This is a genomic window from Capnocytophaga sp. oral taxon 863 str. F0517, assembly GCF_000466425.1.
In the GTDB taxonomy this organism is placed as follows: Bacteria; Bacteroidota; Bacteroidia; order Flavobacteriales; family Flavobacteriaceae; genus Capnocytophaga.
This window is the reverse complement of record NZ_KE992175.1, coordinates 1-16,118: the sequence shown is the minus strand read 5'-3', so window position 1 is coordinate 16,118 and position 16,118 is coordinate 1. Positions and strand designations below refer to the sequence as shown.

General features: G+C 45.0%; 17 protein-coding genes and 5 tRNA genes. 14 read left to right on the top strand and 8 right to left on the bottom strand.

Going from position 1 to position 16,118, the window contains the following annotated elements:
• Window positions 1–4 precede the first annotated feature (4 nt).
• The 4 genes from HMPREF1551_RS11710 to HMPREF1551_RS11695 all read left to right on the top strand — a co-directional run bounded on the left by HMPREF1551_RS11710 (window position 5) and on the right by HMPREF1551_RS11695 (window position 3,652).
• Entirely contained in the window at window positions 5–1,225 is a 1,221-nt protein-coding gene (locus tag HMPREF1551_RS11710; RefSeq protein ID WP_021629366.1) for an aminotransferase class V-fold PLP-dependent enzyme, read from the top strand.
• A 113-nt stretch (window positions 1,226–1,338) separates the two neighbouring features.
• Window positions 1,339–1,420 (top strand) — tRNA-Leu (locus HMPREF1551_RS11705).
• A gap of 49 nt (window positions 1,421–1,469) precedes the next feature.
• On the top strand, window positions 1,470–2,774 hold the full coding sequence (tilS, locus tag HMPREF1551_RS11700; protein WP_021629365.1) for a tRNA lysidine(34) synthetase TilS: 1,305 nt from the start codon (window positions 1,470–1,472) through the stop codon (window positions 2,772–2,774).
• Between the two features lie 11 nt (window positions 2,775–2,785).
• The gene (locus tag HMPREF1551_RS11695) at window positions 2,786–3,652 is read left to right on the top strand and encodes an endonuclease I family protein (protein WP_034544689.1); all 867 of its coding nucleotides are present in this window, start codon (window positions 2,786–2,788) and stop codon (window positions 3,650–3,652) included.
• Here the strand turns inward: HMPREF1551_RS11695 and HMPREF1551_RS11690 are convergent.
• The 5 genes from HMPREF1551_RS11690 to HMPREF1551_RS11670 form a co-directional block, all read right to left on the bottom strand.
• A complete protein-coding gene (locus HMPREF1551_RS11690; protein ID WP_231374984.1) occupies window positions 3,600–4,223 on the bottom strand; it encodes a phosphatase PAP2 family protein in 624 nt (207 codons plus the stop codon). The genes HMPREF1551_RS11695 and HMPREF1551_RS11690 overlap by 53 nt on opposite strands.
• Before the next feature lie 33 nt (window positions 4,224–4,256).
• Window positions 4,257–4,340: transfer RNA gene (locus HMPREF1551_RS11685), tRNA-Leu, on the bottom strand.
• 48 nt (window positions 4,341–4,388) lie between these two features.
• A tRNA-Lys gene (locus tag HMPREF1551_RS11680) sits at window positions 4,389–4,461 on the bottom strand.
• 16 nt (window positions 4,462–4,477) lie between these two features.
• A tRNA-Lys gene (locus HMPREF1551_RS11675) sits at window positions 4,478–4,550 on the bottom strand.
• Window positions 4,551–4,575: 25 nt separating this feature from the next.
• Window positions 4,576–4,648 (bottom strand) — tRNA-Lys (locus HMPREF1551_RS11670).
• 136 nt (window positions 4,649–4,784) lie between these two features.
• Here HMPREF1551_RS11670 and HMPREF1551_RS11665 point away from each other — a divergent pair.
• From HMPREF1551_RS11665 to HMPREF1551_RS11620, 10 genes are all read left to right on the top strand, one after another.
• A complete protein-coding gene (locus tag HMPREF1551_RS11665; RefSeq protein WP_034544688.1) occupies window positions 4,785–5,306 on the top strand; it encodes a shikimate kinase in 522 nt (173 codons plus the stop codon).
• Window positions 5,307–5,376: 70 nt separating this feature from the next.
• Entirely contained in the window at window positions 5,377–6,426 is a 1,050-nt protein-coding gene (gene queA / locus HMPREF1551_RS11660; protein WP_021629361.1) for a tRNA preQ1(34) S-adenosylmethionine ribosyltransferase-isomerase QueA, read from the top strand.
• Between the two features lie 101 nt (window positions 6,427–6,527).
• Complete coding sequence (locus HMPREF1551_RS11655; protein WP_021629360.1) at window positions 6,528–6,758, top strand: hypothetical protein; 231 nt, start codon at window positions 6,528–6,530, stop codon at window positions 6,756–6,758.
• Window positions 6,759–6,764: 6 nt separating this feature from the next.
• Entirely contained in the window at window positions 6,765–7,082 is a 318-nt protein-coding gene (locus HMPREF1551_RS11650) for a type II toxin-antitoxin system YafQ family toxin (RefSeq protein ID WP_021629359.1), read from the top strand.
• A 13-nt stretch (window positions 7,083–7,095) separates the two neighbouring features.
• The gene (gene aspS / locus HMPREF1551_RS11645) at window positions 7,096–8,847 is read left to right on the top strand and encodes an aspartate--tRNA ligase (protein ID WP_034544691.1); all 1,752 of its coding nucleotides are present in this window, start codon (window positions 7,096–7,098) and stop codon (window positions 8,845–8,847) included.
• 108 nt (window positions 8,848–8,955) lie between these two features.
• Window positions 8,956–9,570, top strand: a complete 615-nt coding sequence (locus HMPREF1551_RS11640) for a hypothetical protein (RefSeq protein ID WP_021629357.1) — start codon at window positions 8,956–8,958, stop codon at window positions 9,568–9,570.
• Between the two features lie 19 nt (window positions 9,571–9,589).
• Window positions 9,590–9,892 (top strand): nucleotidyltransferase family protein, encoded by a 303-nt coding sequence (locus tag HMPREF1551_RS11635; RefSeq protein WP_021629356.1) that lies wholly within the window; start codon window positions 9,590–9,592, stop codon window positions 9,890–9,892.
• Complete coding sequence (locus HMPREF1551_RS11630; RefSeq protein ID WP_021629355.1) at window positions 9,885–10,217, top strand: DUF86 domain-containing protein; 333 nt, start codon at window positions 9,885–9,887, stop codon at window positions 10,215–10,217. The genes HMPREF1551_RS11635 and HMPREF1551_RS11630 overlap by 8 nt, the downstream gene beginning before the upstream one ends.
• A complete protein-coding gene (locus HMPREF1551_RS11625; protein ID WP_021629354.1) occupies window positions 10,210–11,184 on the top strand; it encodes a hypothetical protein in 975 nt (324 codons plus the stop codon). Before HMPREF1551_RS11630 ends, HMPREF1551_RS11625 begins: the two co-directional genes overlap by 8 nt.
• Window positions 11,185–11,188: 4 nt before the next feature.
• Window positions 11,189–11,782, top strand: coding sequence for a ribonuclease HII (locus tag HMPREF1551_RS11620; RefSeq protein ID WP_021629353.1), 594 nt, complete (start codon window positions 11,189–11,191; stop codon window positions 11,780–11,782).
• Here HMPREF1551_RS11620 and HMPREF1551_RS11615 read toward each other — a convergent pair whose 3' ends face one another.
• The 3 genes from HMPREF1551_RS11615 to HMPREF1551_RS11605 form a co-directional block, all read right to left on the bottom strand.
• Window positions 11,783–12,466 carry a cell division ATP-binding protein FtsE gene (locus HMPREF1551_RS11615; RefSeq protein ID WP_021629352.1) on the bottom strand — a complete coding sequence of 228 codons (684 nt, stop codon included), beginning with the start codon at window positions 12,464–12,466 and terminating at the stop codon, window positions 11,783–11,785.
• Window positions 12,467–12,481: 15 nt separating this feature from the next.
• Complete coding sequence (locus HMPREF1551_RS11610) at window positions 12,482–14,275, bottom strand: AMP-dependent synthetase/ligase (protein WP_021629351.1); 1,794 nt, start codon at window positions 14,273–14,275, stop codon at window positions 12,482–12,484.
• 171 nt (window positions 14,276–14,446) lie between these two features.
• The coding region (locus HMPREF1551_RS11605) for a gliding motility-associated C-terminal domain-containing protein (RefSeq protein ID WP_021629350.1) at window positions 14,447–16,118 on the bottom strand (1,672 nt) is incomplete at its 5' end.

Sequence of the window (16,118 nt, the reverse complement as noted above, 5' to 3'; positions counted from 1 at the left end):
ATTTATGAAATCTATCACTGAAATTCGTCGTGATTTCCCTATCTTGGAGAGAAAGATAGGCTCAAATCCTTTAGTATATTTTGACAATGGAGCAACTTCCCAAAAGCCCCAACAGGTCATTGACAGCATTGTTCATTATTACACCACCTACAATGCAAACATCCATCGTGGAGTACATACCCTTAGTCAAGAGGCTACCGAAGCCTATGAAGTAGCTCGCCAAAAGCTCCAAAAGCATATCCACGCTGCCAAATCTTATGAGGTGCTCTTCACCAGTGGTACCACCGAAGGAATCAACTTGGTGGCTACTTGCCTTACTCCTTTTGTCAAGGCTGGAGATGAGATATTGGTATTGACTACCGAGCACCACAGTAATATCGTCCCTTGGCAACTCTTGGCCGAGCGCACAGGAGCGGTAGTGCGCCCTATCCCTGTGGATCAAGAAGGGATGATCCTGATGGAGGACTTCAAGGCTATGCTCTCTGAGCGCACCAAGGTGGTCAGCTGCCAACATGTATCCAATGCCTTGGGCAATATACACCCCGTGAAGGAGATTATCGCCTTAGCCCATAGTGTAGGTGCGGTGACCCTTATCGATGGGGCGCAGAGCTGCCCACACTTTGCCATTGATGTACAGGACTTGGATGCCGATTTCTATGTAGCTTCAGGGCACAAGATGTACGCTCCTACCGGTATTGGTTTCCTCTATGGAAAAGAGGAATGGCTCCAGAGGCTTCCTCCCTACAAGGGTGGAGGGGATATGATCAAGACTGTTTGCTTTGAGGGAACTACCTATGCCGACCTTCCTTATAAGTTGGAAGCGGGTACCCCTAACATCTGTGGGGGGATCGCCTACGGAGTGGCGATCGACTATATGCATTCCTTAGGAATGGCCGACATCACCGCCCACGAACACGCGCTGCTCAAGTATGCGCATGAGCAAATCCAAGCCTTAGGGGGAATTACCATCTATGGTACCCATGACTTGGATCGCAAGGCTGGGGTACTCTCCTTCAATGTCGATGGAGCCCACCCTTACGATGTAGGTACACTCCTTGACCAAATGGGTATAGCCGTACGCACTGGCCACCACTGTGCGCAGCCAGTAATGGAATTTTATCACATTCCAGGTACTATTCGTGCCAGTTTCGCCGTTTATAACACCCTTGAGGAGATCGATCGCCTGATCAGTGGCCTGAAAAAAGCAATGAAAATGCTTCTTTAAACACATACAACTCGCTGATATTCAATCAATAGAAAAATAATTAGAAAATTTATTGATTTTTGCTTGCCAATTCAAAAAATAGTTGTACCTTTGCAATGTCTTAAAAATCACGCGCGGGTGTGGTGAAATTGGTAGACACGCCAGACTTAGGATCTGGTGCCGTGAGGTGTGTAGGTTCGAGTCCTATCACCCGCACTAAGCTCTCAGAACGCTCTGAGAGCTTTTTTATTTTAAATATATCCCTATGTTAGCCGCTTTCCAACATCATCTCCAACAACATTTTCCCTTCCTATGGCAGAAGAAACTAATTCTGACCATCAGCGGGGGGATTGATAGCGTGGTGCTAGCCCATCTACTCCATGAGCTGGAGCTTCCTTTTATGATGGCGCATTGCAACTTCCAATTGAGAGGAGAGGAGAGCGAGGGAGATCAGCGCTTTGTAGAGGCACTCTCTCGAGAATTGTCCGTACCTTTGGTTACAAAGCGTTTTGAGACCAAGGCTTACGGCAAAGCACAGGGACTTAATACTCAATTAGCAGCGCGTGTGCTGCGCTACGAGTGGTTCGAAGCCCTACGCCAGGAGCAGGGCTATGACTATATCCTCACCGCCCATCAGGCCAACGATTCCTGGGAGACCTTCCTGATCAACACCTCCCGTGGTACAGGCCTCAAAGGACTCTTAGGGATCCCCACTCGCAATGGGGCTATCCTTCGCCCTTTGCTGCCTTTCTCTCGGGAAGAAATACTCGCTTTTGCAACCGAAAGAGCCCTCTGCTGGCGGGAGGATAGTTCCAATAGTTCCGATGCCTATACTCGCAACAAAATACGCCACCACCTCTCCCCTATTCTCAAAGAGGTACATCCGCTTTTCTTTAAGAATTTTGAGAAAACACAAGCCCTCCTACAGCTTACCTATGATTTCCTACAGGAGAGCATAGCACGCTACCGCCAAGAGTGCTTCGTGGAGGGGGAACCTACCATCTTTCTTATAGAAAAACTCCGCTTACATCCTCATAGGCGTTTTTTACTCCACGAATTGCTTTCCCCCTACGGCTTCGATGTGGAGTCTTTGGAACGATTTTTGCAGGCCGACACAGGTAAATACCTTGCCAGTGATACCCACCGGCTGCTCTCCAACAGAGGGCAATGGCTTATCAGTAGGCTCCGTGAGGTAGCTCCTACGGCTTTCTATTTGCAAGCGGAAACCGGAGAGATTAACCATCCTATAGCCCTATGCTGGCAGCAGGTGGACGAGGTGGAAGCCTCAGGGGCTGGGTGCCTCTATGTGGATAGGGACAAGGTACAATTCCCCTTATGCCTGCGCAAACGCAAGGAGGGAGACCTCTTCTACCCCTATGGTATGGGTGGACAGAAAAAAACACTCCGTAAGTACTTCAAGGATGAAAAATACACTATGTACGACAAGGAAAACCAATGGTTGCTGACCGATAGCACCGACCAAATCCTTTGGGTCATCGGAAAACGTGCCGACGAACGTTTCCGCCCCTCCCCACATACACAACATATACTCTGTATCAAACTCAAATAATGTTTAGCTTTATGAAAAATATAGCCTTCCTTTTCTCCTTTTTCTGGGTATTCATCTCTTGCAAGGGAGAGGACTTTTCGCTGATGAAGAACCAAGATCCTTATCAGCAGCTGGAACTCTTAGCCCAGCAAAAGGCACTATACCTGCCTCACCCTCCGAAAAACTATCAGAGAGTGACCATTCCTACTCGGCTCAAGTACTACTATCAGTCGGTAGATTTCTCTAAAAATGGAGATGAGCTAAAGGAAGCATTGGCGGTGCTGACCATCACCAAGCATACTCATTTTATCCCTTATGGCAGAAGGCATCCCTTCTTGGAAAAGGCCAACAAGGATATTCATCATCCTGATAAGGTGCTATTAGTCTATACGGGAGAGAGCCGCTCCAAAAGCGAAGTACAGAAGCGGAACCAGCCCGATGGAAGTATCAATACCGAACATATCTACCCACAGAGCTATATCAAAAAATATGGAGATCCCGAGCAGCCCTTGGGTGACCTGCATCACCTACACTATATAGACAGCAGTGTCAATTCCTCTCGGGGAAACCTCCCCTTTACCGATGGTAAGGGAGAAGCCAGTAGAAAGAACAAGGGAAAAGCATGGTATCCGTCCGACGAATATAAGGGCGATGTGGCTCGTATGCTCTTGTATATGTTCCTTAGGTATAACCTCCCCTTCCACCATGTTAGCACCGAGGGAGTAGGCCTATTGCTCAAGTGGAACGCTCAGGACAAAGTATCCGAGCTAGAGCTACAACGCAATAATGAAATAGAACAAGCGCAAGGCAATCGCAATCCCTTTATCGACAATCCTTATTTGGCTACTAAGATTTTTGGTCAGGTAGAGGAGCTCTCTGCTGAGAATCTTTGGCCATAGTGCTTTTCCTTCCCCGACGGTATAGCCAATAACCTAAGTGAGCCGTAGTGATCCCTACCAAGCATCCCACGAGAATATCGGTAGGGAAATGTACCCCTAAGTACAAGCGACTATAAGCATACGGGAGCGGCCAAAAGAAAAGCCAAAAAGCCCATTTCATTCGTTTTCTAAAAACCAAATACAAAAAGGTCATCAAGGCAAAGCTATTGCTGGTATGCCCTGAGAAAAAGCTATAACCACGCTCCCCTATTATCACACGCAATTGAGGGATAAGCACTTGGGTATGCAACGGACGAAGCCGCCCGACCAACTCCTTGGTGGTATTGGTCAGCAGTACGGTAAAAAGCAAGGTACCTATGGCATAGCCAAAGATACGCCAAGCCTCCCTTTTGGGGAAGAAGTAGAAATTAGCCCACAGCACAAGGGCAAAAAAGGGAATCCAATTCCAAGCATTGGTAATCAGAAGCCAAAAGGCATCCCAAGCAACCGTTCCTGTTTGGTTGATAGCCACTAATAGCTGATGATCTTTCTCTAAAAAGTCGGTAAGCATATCCTTTGAGGTATAAAACAAAAAATCCTTAGTAATGAATACTAAGGATTCTTGTGCCTACGACTGGATTCGAACCAGCACGCCCTAACGAGCACCACCCCCTCAAGATGGCGAGTCTACCAATTTCTCCACGTAGGCAAGGTAAAACTAAATTTACAATAAAATAGTCACAAGGACTAAAACTTGTGACCCGGGTGGGCCTCGAACCCACGACCCCAACATTAAGAGTGTCGTGCTCTGCCAACTGAGCTACCGAGTCAATAAAATCTTTCCTGTGACCTGGCTGGGGCTCGAACCCAGGACCCCAACATTAAAAGTGTTGTGCTCTACCAGCTGAGCTACCAAGTCGCATCTATTTCAATGAATAATTATGTGACCTGGCTGGGGCTCGAACCCAGGACCCCAACATTAAAAGTGTTGTGCTCTACCAACTGAGCTACCAAGTCCTTCAGAAAATGCACCTTGCAAGTGCTTTATTGCGGGTGCAAAATTACAGCTTTTTTTTATATAAACAAACAAAAAAATGATTATTTTTGCATGTTATTCCTACATTTCTTACAACTACTTGTTAATCTGTACGTTATGAATGAAAAAATTATTCTTTTAGGCTATATGGGAAGTGGCAAATCCACCATCGGTCGCCTCTTGGCGCACTCCCTCAGCCTGCCTTTTGAGGATTTAGACCACTTTATCGCTCGCCAAGAAGGAAAAAGTATTCCCGAGATCTTCAGCCAAAAGGGAGAAATCTATTTTAGAAAACAAGAACAAACCTACCTCAAGGAGCTCCTCGCCTCCCCCACTGCTATGGTCATTGCCCTAGGGGGAGGTACCCCATGCTATGGAGAAGCCATGGAACTTGTACGCGCAGCCTCCCCTTATTCCTTCTATCTACAACTCCCCACAGCCGACCTGCTGCTGCGCCTACTCCCCCAAAAGCAGCAACGACCCCTCATCGCCCATCTGTCTGAAAAAGATATGGAGGAATTCCTTAACAAACACCTCTTCGAGCGCTTCCCTTTCTATACCCAAGCGCATTTTATCCTCCCTTGCCATGGGCTAAGCCCCGAGCAGATCGTAGAAAAAATCAAGGAGAAAATAAAATAATTCAAGAAATGCTTGACAACACCCTTTAAAAAGTCGTATATTTGCACACTTAAACGCTCTTGATACAAAAATGAAACTATCTAGCTTTAACTTCAACCTTCCTAAAGAACTCTTAGCTGAGTATCCTAGTGAAAACCGCGACGAAGCACGCCTTATGGTCGTTAACCGAAAAACAGGAACTATCGAACACAAATTGTTCAAAGATGTAATTGATTATTTCGACGACGGAGATGTATTCGTCCTTAACAATACCAAGGTATTCCCTGCCCGCCTCTACGGACATAAAGAAAAAACCAACGCTAAAATAGAGGTATTCCTCCTTCGCGAACTCAACAAAGAACAACGCCTTTGGGATGTATTAGTGGATCCTGCTCGTAAAATCCGCATCGGTAACAAGCTCTTCTTCGACAAGGAAGAACAATTGGTCGCTGAAGTGATTGACAATACCACCTCTCGCGGGCGTACCCTTCGCTTCCTCTTCGATGGCTCCTATGAGGGCTTCCGTGAAAAACTCTTAGAACTGGGACATACCCCTCTGCCTAAGTATATCACCCGACCCGTAGAACCCGAAGATGAGGAACGTTACCAGACCATCTATGCCAAACACGAAGGGGCTGTAGCGGCTCCTACCGCCGGACTACACTTCTCCAAACAGCTGATGAAGCGCCTCGAAATCAAAGGAATCAGCTTTGCCGAACTTACCCTACATGTGGGATTGGGCACCTTCAACCCCGTGGAAGTAGAAGACCTCTCCAAACACAAAATGGATAGCGAAGAGATCATCATCCCTCAGGAGGCTTGCAATACCGTCAATAAGGCCAAAGAAGGAGGACACCGCGTATGTGCTGTCGGTACTACCGTTATGCGGGCTATGGAAAGCTCTGTCTCCTCTCATAATACCCTAAATCCTTTCATCGGTTGGACAAATAAGTTCATCTTCCCACCTTATGACTTTGGAGTGGCCAACGCTATGATTACCAACTTCCATACGCCCAAATCCACCCTACTGATGATGGTCTCTGCCTTCGCCGGACACGAACTCATCATGGATGCTTATGAAGAGGCTGTCAAAGAAAAATACAAATTCTTCTCCTACGGAGACGCCATGCTCATCATATAAGAAGGCTGTGGTATATTTTCATTTAAGCCTCGCAAGAATAATACTTGCGAAACTTAAACAACCATGAACTTAGATTTTAAAAGATTTTAAAATTAGATAATATGTGCCTATTAGTTTACCCTAAAACCCAAAGCCAAATCAATATACTAACCTCTTTATTCAAAGAAATGAATATTGATTTTGAATATGGTAGACAGCCTAAAGAAGAGGAAAGTTATATTCCTAATAAGCTGACATTACAAGCCATGAAGGAAGCGGAGGCCATGGCTAAGGATAAAAATAAGAAAAAGTATGCTACTGTTGATGAACTAATGGAATCGCTTAAAAACTAATTCTTTATGGAAGAACTTACAAAAGAAGAAGAGTCTAAATATGAAATATTTTATACCGGACTGTTCAAAAAAGATTTTAAGAGATACCAAAATGATGAAGATAAGGTAGAGAAAATTACTCAAACAATCAAATTATTAAAGACAGGAGGAGTAAATAATCTTCCAAGTAGTATGAAAGCTCACAAACTTACAGGTAATTACAAAGGTCATTTAGAATGTCATATTCAGCCAGATTTGCTAATCATTTGGTTACAATATGATGAAGAAAAGAATGAAATTTACTTAGTAAGATTGGGCTCTCATGCTGAATTATTTAAAAACTAAAAACTCAAAAAAGATGTACAGAACGCATACTTGTGGAGAGCTACGCCTCTCTCACGAAAACAAACAAGTGACCCTTAGCGGCTGGGTACAACGCATTCGCAACAAAGGATTTATGATCTGGGTCGATCTACGCGACCGCTATGGTATCACTCAGCTAATCTTTGATGAAGAACGTACCGATAAGGCAGTCTTCGAACGGGCTAAAACCCTCTCTCGTGAGGACGTCATTCAGATTCAAGGTACCGTCATCAAGCGCGAGGCTACCAATTCCAATATCCCTACCGGAGAAGTGGAGATCCTCGTTTCAGCACTCACCTTGCTCAACCACTCCGAGATTCCTCCTTTTACCATTGAAGACAATACCGATGGGGGCGAAGACCTCCGTATGAAGTACCGCTACCTTGATATACGCCGTACTCCTGTAAGGGATAACTTGATCTTCCGCCATAAGGTGGGTATGATCGTGCGCAACTATCTATCTGGACAAGGGTTCATCGAAGTGGAAACGCCTGTACTTATCAAATCCACTCCCGAAGGGGCTCGTGACTTTGTAGTACCCAGCCGTATGAATGCTGGGGAGTTCTACGCCTTGCCGCAATCCCCACAGACCTTTAAGCAGCTCCTTATGGTAGGGGGACTTGACAAATACTTCCAAATCGTAAAGTGCTTCCGCGACGAAGACCTCCGTGCTGACCGCCAACCGGAATTTACTCAGATAGACTGTGAGATGTCTTTTGTAGAACAAGAAGATATTATCCAAACCTTCGAGGGCCTAGCCAAGCACTTACTCAAAGAACTCAAAGGATTAGAATTTGGCGCTTTCCCACGTATGACCTATGCCGAGGCTATGAAAACTTATGGGAATGACAAACCCGATATCCGCTTTGGAATGAAGTTTGGCGAGCTCAATGACCTTGCGCAGCACCGCGATTTCAAAGTATTCAACGAGGCAGAATTGGTAGTAGGTATTGCCGTACCAGGGGCTAATAGCTACACCCGCAAGGAAATTGATGCCTTGGTAGAATGGGTAAAACGCCCACAGATAGGGGCTTCAGGCTTGGTATATGTAAAATGCAACGAAGACGGTACCTTCAAATCTTCTGTAGATAAGTTCTACAACGAAGATGATCTCAAATCATGGGCAGAACGCACTGGTGCCAAAGCAGGCGATCTTATCTGTATCCTCTCAGGCAAGGCCAACAAAGTACGCGGGCAACTCAGCGCCCTCCGTATGGAACTGGCCGAGCGTTTGGGCTTACGCAATCCCGATGTATATGCCCCGCTATGGATCGTGGATTTCCCTCTTTTGGAGTGGAACGAAGAGGAAAACCGCTTCTTTGCGATGCACCACCCCTTCACCTCTCCCAAGCCGGAGGATATTCCTTTGCTCGACACCGACCCAGGTGCTGTACGTGCCAATGCTTATGACCTTGTACTCAACGGCAACGAAGTAGGTGGTGGGTCTATACGAATCTTTGACCGCGAATTGCAAGCCAAGATGTTTGCCCTACTCGGCTTTACCCCTGAGCAGGCACAAGCACAGTTTGGCTTCCTAATGAATGCCTTCCGCTATGGAGCTCCTCCTCATGGTGGTTTGGCGTTCGGCTTTGACCGATTGGTAGCCCTGCTTGGCGGACAAGAAACCATACGCGACTTTATCGCCTTTCCTAAGAACAACAGCGGTCGCGATGTGATGATTGATGCCCCCTCCCCTATCGATGAGGTACAACTCAAGGAACTGCATATTGAAGTAAAAAGTGAATAGTGAATAGTAAAAAATGAAAAGTGAGGAGTGAAAAAATAATTATTCACGCTTCACTTTTCATTTTTCACTTAATTTTTATATCTTTGCCTTATAAAAAATACTTTTCTTATGGGATATTATATGTTTGCTTATGGAGTAAATACGCCTGAGCTTCAGGCTACTTTTGCCTCTAAAAACGAAACCTTACTCGCTGATGTTCAGAGGAATGAAATCTTCCAAAACTATGCTGAAGAAGATGATGATAATGAGACTACTAAGGCTCTTACCGATATTATCATGGGGCGTCCTTTTGATGAGAAAAAAGGATATACCTATGGGTATGCCTTTATTGGAATTTGTGCTACTTTGGGAAAAGAACTGCCTTTTACTCAAGAAATGAAGTTCTGGTACGAAACAGATCTTATTAACCAAACACTCTCTGAGGATTATGATATAGAGCTAGAGATAGATACCGAGCTATTTCCTGCTGATCATTTTCACCCCTTTCCGCTACCCAAGATCGAAGACTTTCCTATGATAAGTCTCATTGACCAAGAGCGACTGAAACATTTAGCCTCTCTGCTGGAGAAAGTCCATAAGACAAAGAAAGAAATAGAAGCTATGATAGACGGAGATGAGGACAACGAAGAAAAAGGATTTGCTTACGAACATATCATGGGGCTAAAGGAAAACATTGCTTTTTGCCTTAACAACCAATTAGATATGATAGCGTTCTGTCATTAATCACTGAAATTTTTATGTTATGAATTCCATTCTAAAAAATCAACTTGGCACTATCAGATCCCTCTGCGAACGCTATAGGGTCAAGACATTATATGTCTTTGGCTCTGTATTGACCCCTAATTTTGCCCCCCATAGTGATATTGATCTACTTATAGATTTCTTAGACCAAGATCCTTTACGATATACCACTAATTATTTCCAGTTCAAGTTTGAATTAGAAAAATTGTTCAATAGAAAAATTGACTTATTAGAAGAAAGGGCTTTAAAAAATCCTTATTTTATAGAAAATATCAACCAGAGAAAGCAACTCCTTTATGGATAATGAAATTAATACATGGCTCTATGACATTCTAAATGCTATTAATGAGATTGATAGCTTTATTGGTAATGTAAGCCTTGAAATTTTCCAAGGAGATATACGAACCAAAAGAGCTATTGAGAGAAATATTGAAATTATAGGAGAAGCAATGAATCGTATCTTAAAAAAGGATAGTAACATAAACATCTCAAATGCACGACAGATTGTAGATGTCCGTAATAGAATTATACATGGTTATGATACGGTCTCTGACAATATTCTTTGGGCTATTGTCACACAATATCTCCCTATTTTACAAAAAGAAGTAAGTAGTTTGTTGCATGAATAACCTCTTTCACGATTATACCCCCAAGGAATTTGAAGCGCAAGCCCTAAAAGTGTTTGCTTTTCAATACCAAAACAATGCTGTATATCAAGAGTTTTGCAACTATTTCGGCAAAACTCCTAAGACAACACATGCCCTTGAGGAGATTCCTTTCTTGCCAATAGAGTTTTTCAAAAGTAAAGAAATCTATGCGGCTGCCAATACCCCTGAGGAGGTCTTTACTAGCAGCGGTACCACAGGTAGCCAAACGTCTCGGCACTTGGTAAGCTCTCTGGCTCTCTATAGGGAGAGTTTTCGCAAGGGGTTTGCGCATTTCTATGGGGGGATAGAGGAGTATATATTTTTGGCATTGCTCCCTTCCTACTTAGAGCGCAAGGGGTCATCCCTTATCTATATGGCTGAGGATTTGATTCATAGTGCCCAAAAGGAAAGCGGCTTCTACCTCTACAACCAAGAGGAGTTGGCTCAAAAACTCCGCTTATGGGATGCCCAAGGGCGAAAGGTTTTCCTCATGGGGGTATCCTTTGCCCTCTTGGACCTGGTGGAGCAATACCAATTCTCGTTAAAAAATACGATTGTTATGGAAACAGGTGGTATGAAGGGACGGCGTAAGGAGCTGATTCGAGAGGAGTTACATGAGCTACTATGTAGAGGCTTTGGCACAAAGGTGATTCACTCCGAATATGGGATGACGGAGCTACTCTCCCAGGCCTATAGCCAAGGAAATGGCCTGTTCCACCCTGTACCTTGGATGAAAATCTTGATCCGCGACAGCGAAGACCCTCTCTCCCCCCTACCCTATGGAAAAGTGGGGGGTATCAATGTGATAGATTTGGCCAATTACTACTCTTGTAGCTTTATCGCCACTCAGGATTTGGGCAAGGCCTATCCCGATGGCTCTTTTGAGGTCTTAGGTCGCTTCGATTCCGCTGATATTCGTGGTTGTAACCTGTTAATCTTACAAAATTAATCCTATGGAAAAATGGTTTTTCTCTCCCAAGGAGGCAGGCACCGATGAGGCAGGACGTGGCTGCTTGGCAGGCCCTGTGACGGCAGCTGCAGTGATACTTCCTGAGAACTTCTATCATCCATTGCTCAATGATTCCAAGCAGATGACCCAGAAGCAGCGCAATGAGCTACGCCCTATCATCGAGCAGCAGGCGCTAAGCTATGCCGTGGTACATCTCTCCCCACAGCGGATTGACCAAATTAATATCCTCAATGCCTCCATAGAGGCCATGCAACAGGCTTTGGACAAGCTCACAGTGACCCCAGAGTTTATCGTAGTAGATGGCAACCGGTTCAAGCCTTACAAGGAAATTCCTTACTCCTGCCAGGTCAAGGGCGATGCCCGCTTTATGCGTATTGCAGCTGCCTCGGTACTGGCCAAAACCCATCGAGATGCCTATATGGAAGAACTCCATAAAGAATTCCCTATGTATCATTGGGATAAAAACAAAGGATACCCAACTCGGGAACACCGAGCGGCTATCCTTGAATATGGGGCTTGTGAATATCACAGAAAAACATTTCAACTTATTGATATTCAGCTAAAATTCGATTTCTAATCACACCGAGCGCTGTACCACCTCGAAGAGCTTCCCCGCATCACACTTAATCGTCTTGGACGGAAACTTGAGAATCAGGGCATAGTCATGAGTGGCCATCAGTATGGAACGACCCGAATCGTTAATTTCTCGCATGACCTTCATAATCTCCACACTGGTCTCTGGATCAAGGTTTCCCGTCGGTTCATCGGCTAAAATCAGATCGGGATCATTGAGCAAGGCTCGTGCAATGGCTACTCTTTGTTGTTCCCCTCCGGAGAGTTCGTGGGGATATTTATCAAGTTTAGTCTGCATTTTTACCTTGGTCAGCACACTGCCTATACGGCTTTCTATCTTTTGGGGATCATGCCAGCCCGTAGCCCGCAGCACAAATGCTAAGTTGGCAAAGACCGTCCTATCGGGCAATAGCTTGAAATCCTGAAACACTACACCTATTTTCCGCCTTAGATAGGGAATTTCGGACTCCTTGAGAGTAGCCAAATTGAAATCAACCGCCATACCCGCTCCTTGCTTAAGAGGTAAGTCTCCATAGAGAATCTTCAGTAGGGAACTTTTCCCACTCCCTGTCTTCCCTATCAGATATACGAATTCTCCCCGCTCTATGGTGAGATTGATATCATGTAGAATCAGGTTTTTTCTTTGGTAGATCGATACGTCCTTGAGTTCGACAACGTTTTTAGGCATGGGACTTTCTTAGGGTTATACATACATGGCTTCTATCTCTCGGAAATAATTCTTATAGATATTCTTTCGCTTGAGCTTCAGTGTAGGGGTTAGTTCATCATTACTGATAGAAAAAGGAGTGGTCAGTAGGGTGAATTTTTTTATCTGTTCGTAAGCGGCCAGCTCCTCTTGCAAGTGCTGCAATCTCTTTTGGAAGAACTCCACTATTTGGCTATTCTTGATCAGGTCAGAATAGTTTTTGTATTTGAGGTTAAGCGATTGGGCATATTCGGCCAAGGCCTCATAGTTGGGAACTATCAGGGCTGATACATACTTGCGAGCATCGGCTATCACCGCTATTTGCTCTATAAAGCTATCCTTGCCTACCTTGCCTTCTATCTGTTGGGGAGCAATGTATTTCCCATTGGAGGTCTTCATCAGTTCTTTGATACGTTCGGTGATATAGAGATTGCCTTCCTCGTCCAAATAGCCTGCATCTCCAGTACGTAAGTAGCCATCTTCGGTAAAGGACTTGGCGTTCTCCTCAGGATTCTTATAGTAGCCTTTGGTGACGGAGCCGCCCTTGAGTAGGATCTCATTGTTATCCCCTATCTTAGCCTCTATATGAGGCATCAGGGTTCCTACTGACTTGAGCTTGAACTTATGATCGTCCCAACAGGATACCGTAGCCGTAGTCTCGGTCATCCCATAGCCTAAGGTCACATTGACCCCTATAGCTCGGAAGAAACGCCCAATAGAAGGCTCCAAAAGGGCGCCCCCACAAGGTATCATCTGGATATTACCTCCCAAGGCATCTTTGAGCTTTTGGAAAACAAGCCTATCGGCCACCCCATAGAGTTTTTTAAGGATAAAGGACGGATATTTTCCCTTTTTGGTACGTCCCAACTGTATTTTAGCAATACGAGTAGCCGCCGCAAATACCATTCGCTTTACTATTGATTCTTTACCTATCTTTTCATAGATCTTGGTATATATTTTCTCTAACAAGCGTGGTACCACACATAGGTAGTGTGGCTTGACCTCCTTAAGGGCCTCCGCTACGCGATTAGTGTCATCCAAATAGCAGTTGATCACCCCTTTGTGGAATACATAGGCCACCCACATACGCTCATACACATGGGAGAGCGGTAAAAAGGACATGGATACATTACCTTCCACTACCGAAAGGCGCTCATCATGATTGATAAGCTGATAGGCTACATTTTCATAATCTATCATCACCCCTTTGGGATTCCCTGTTGTCCCCGAGGTATAGATAATGGTATAGAGATCTTGCAGTGAGCATTGTTGGATACGTTCTCTGAGCAAAGCCTCATAAGCGCCTTGATTGGCCGCAGCGACAAACTTAGAAAGGGGAAGTACCTCCTGTGCTCCCTCCTGTTGGAGGCTCTCATCGAATAGTACAACCAACTGGAGTCCTGGGCACTGTTGGCGTATTTGGGCTACCTTTTCATATTGTTCCTTTTCACCAACAAAAAGGATCTTAATATCCGCATTATTGACGATATAAGCCGCTTGGTCAGCTGTATTAGTGGCATAGATAGGAACGGCACAGGCCCTTAGGTGAGCCGCTGCCATATCGACTATCGTCCACTCAGGAGAATTGGGAGCAAAGATCCCTATAGGCTCTTGTACCCCTACTTGGTAATGCAGCAAAGCCTTGGCTATCTCCTGTATCTTCTGATAGAAGACCTTCCAAGACATGGAACACAATTGTCCGTTTTCCCAATAGCGAATGGCCTCTCGGTCTCCATAATGTGCTGCCTGAGATGCCAAGCGTGTAACTAAGTGAAATTTCTGTAATTCCATCACTATTAGTGTGTTTTTCAAAATACAAAGTTAGTGCTTTTTTGCGATATAAAACAATATAAAAAGTTAAATTTGGGCACCTCCTCTTTAGTAACTAAAGACGAATGACCCCTCCCCAAAAGAGGGAAAGGGTCATCGTCTATTATCAGTTACTAGTCGTTGGTCACTAAATTAGTACTTAAGGTACAGCCATCCTTGTGCTTTTTGGATATGCCCTACAGTATCCTTATATTCAAGTATATAGTAGTAGGTTCCTTGAGGGAGCTTGCTACCGGCACTGATAGTGGCTCGACCGTTGGAATGTCCGTCGAAAGGCTCCTCGGTATTGCTATAACCGTCTTTTTCATAGACCAGTACGCCCCAGCGATTGAAAATCTTTAGGTTGTTATCCCTATAGCGTTCGATACCTTCTATATGGAAATAGTCGTTCTGTCCATCTCCATTGGCAGAGATACCGTTATAGATTACCACCGGCTTATCCTTGAAGACTACCACAGTGAGCTTCGCTGTATCGCAAGAGTTAGCATAAGCACTCATACAGAGCTTATAGGTAATCTCATAAGTGCCTTCTGGCATACCTTGAGGTACCACTACATCTCCATTGGGTTTCAATAGGATTTCATAGGTAGGCCCCTCGGTGGTAAGGGTAATTTGGTCGAGGGCTTCCTTGGCAGGCTTATCACCATACCAATCGTTGTCCAATACATTGCCTATGGTCTTGGCTTCCAATACGGTATTGACAGGGCTGCTGCTATAGTCATCATCCACGGCTTTGACCGTCTGAACCTTGAGCACGCCTTGGGCTGTCTTACAAGTGCCCGGCGCATCCTTCTTACAGATCTTATAGCTAAAGGTATAAACTCCTTTGGGGGCATCGCCAGGCACGGTGATGGTACCATCAGCATTGAAGGTAAAGCCTGTGGCCACTTCCCCTGTAGGGGTCTTGATCACCCCTTGAGTAAAGGAGACATTTACCCCTGGTTGAGGGTACTTCTTGCCATTAAGCTCGTCGTTGGCCAATACGCTCTCTGTGGTCTGAGGGGCAGACTGCTTGATAGCTGAAAGTTCATCGTCGGCTGCCGCGAAGCTTACTACTTTGATACGTACCACAGCACTGGAGAGTTCCCTTCCTGCTGCACGTTCCTTGATGGTATAGTGATAGCTATAAGGTTCTTCTCGAGGGGCAAGCCCTGACTTGACGGTGATACGACCATCATTTTCCATCTTCAAATTCGGATCATGAGGGGTCTCTCCGGCGGTGTCTTCTATCACCACATCACTCTCTGTAAGGCCTACCTTATCATTGAGTATATCGTTGTTCAAGATACTGGGGGTAAGGCCTCCTAAAGTACCTATCTCCCATATTCCATCATCATTGGCTACGATATGGGTCGCTACCACCTCAAAGCTCACCTTGGCTTCACTACAGTTGGTACTCTCATCTTTCTGACAGATGCGATAGGTATATTCATAACGACCTGCAGGAGTACCTTGTTTTACGGTAATGCTTCCGTTATCATTCATAGTGATAGTACCTGCCTGAACAGCTGTACCATCCTGGCGTGTTACCGCTCCCTTGTGAAGGATCACATCAGTCTCTGGAGAGAGGATGCCTGGCACACCTTCCAAGGTGTCTACACCTGTTGAGAATACTGTATTGGTAGTGGTGTAATCCACTGTATTAGGTACCTTACCAAAGTTATCATCCTTAGCTTCAATAGCACGAGCTGTGCCTGCTATGGTAATCTTTATCTTTGCCCTATCACAAGGAGTTCCATTCTGTTTCTCACAAATCTTATAAGTCACCTTATAAGAGCTGCCTGGAGTAGCCGTATCAGGTACT

Bases quoted from the DNA above. Each gene is read 5' to 3' on its own strand.
- HMPREF1551_RS11710 (WP_021629366.1), top strand. From the start codon at position 5: ATGAAATCTATCACTGAAATTCGTCGTGATTTCCCTATCTTGGAGAGA.
- tilS (WP_021629365.1), top strand. From the start codon at position 1,470: ATGTTAGCCGCTTTCCAACATCATCTCCAACAACATTTTCCCTTCCTA.
- HMPREF1551_RS11695 (WP_034544689.1), top strand. From the start codon at position 2,786: ATGAAAAATATAGCCTTCCTTTTCTCCTTTTTCTGGGTATTCATCTCT.
- HMPREF1551_RS11665 (WP_034544688.1), top strand. From the start codon at position 4,785: ATGAATGAAAAAATTATTCTTTTAGGCTATATGGGAAGTGGCAAATCC.
- queA (WP_021629361.1), top strand. From the start codon at position 5,377: ATGAAACTATCTAGCTTTAACTTCAACCTTCCTAAAGAACTCTTAGCT.
- HMPREF1551_RS11655 (WP_021629360.1), top strand. From the start codon at position 6,528: ATGTGCCTATTAGTTTACCCTAAAACCCAAAGCCAAATCAATATACTA.
- HMPREF1551_RS11650 (WP_021629359.1), top strand. From the start codon at position 6,765: ATGGAAGAACTTACAAAAGAAGAAGAGTCTAAATATGAAATATTTTAT.
- aspS (WP_034544691.1), top strand. From the start codon at position 7,096: ATGTACAGAACGCATACTTGTGGAGAGCTACGCCTCTCTCACGAAAAC.
- HMPREF1551_RS11640 (WP_021629357.1), top strand. From the start codon at position 8,956: ATGGGATATTATATGTTTGCTTATGGAGTAAATACGCCTGAGCTTCAG.
- HMPREF1551_RS11635 (WP_021629356.1), top strand. From the start codon at position 9,590: ATGAATTCCATTCTAAAAAATCAACTTGGCACTATCAGATCCCTCTGC.
- HMPREF1551_RS11630 (WP_021629355.1), top strand. From the start codon at position 9,885: ATGGATAATGAAATTAATACATGGCTCTATGACATTCTAAATGCTATT.
- HMPREF1551_RS11625 (WP_021629354.1), top strand. From the start codon at position 10,210: ATGAATAACCTCTTTCACGATTATACCCCCAAGGAATTTGAAGCGCAA.
- HMPREF1551_RS11620 (WP_021629353.1), top strand. From the start codon at position 11,189: ATGGAAAAATGGTTTTTCTCTCCCAAGGAGGCAGGCACCGATGAGGCA.
- HMPREF1551_RS11615 (WP_021629352.1), bottom strand. From the start codon at position 12,466: ATGCCTAAAAACGTTGTCGAACTCAAGGACGTATCGATCTACCAAAGA.
- HMPREF1551_RS11610 (WP_021629351.1), bottom strand. From the start codon at position 14,275: ATGGAATTACAGAAATTTCACTTAGTTACACGCTTGGCATCTCAGGCA.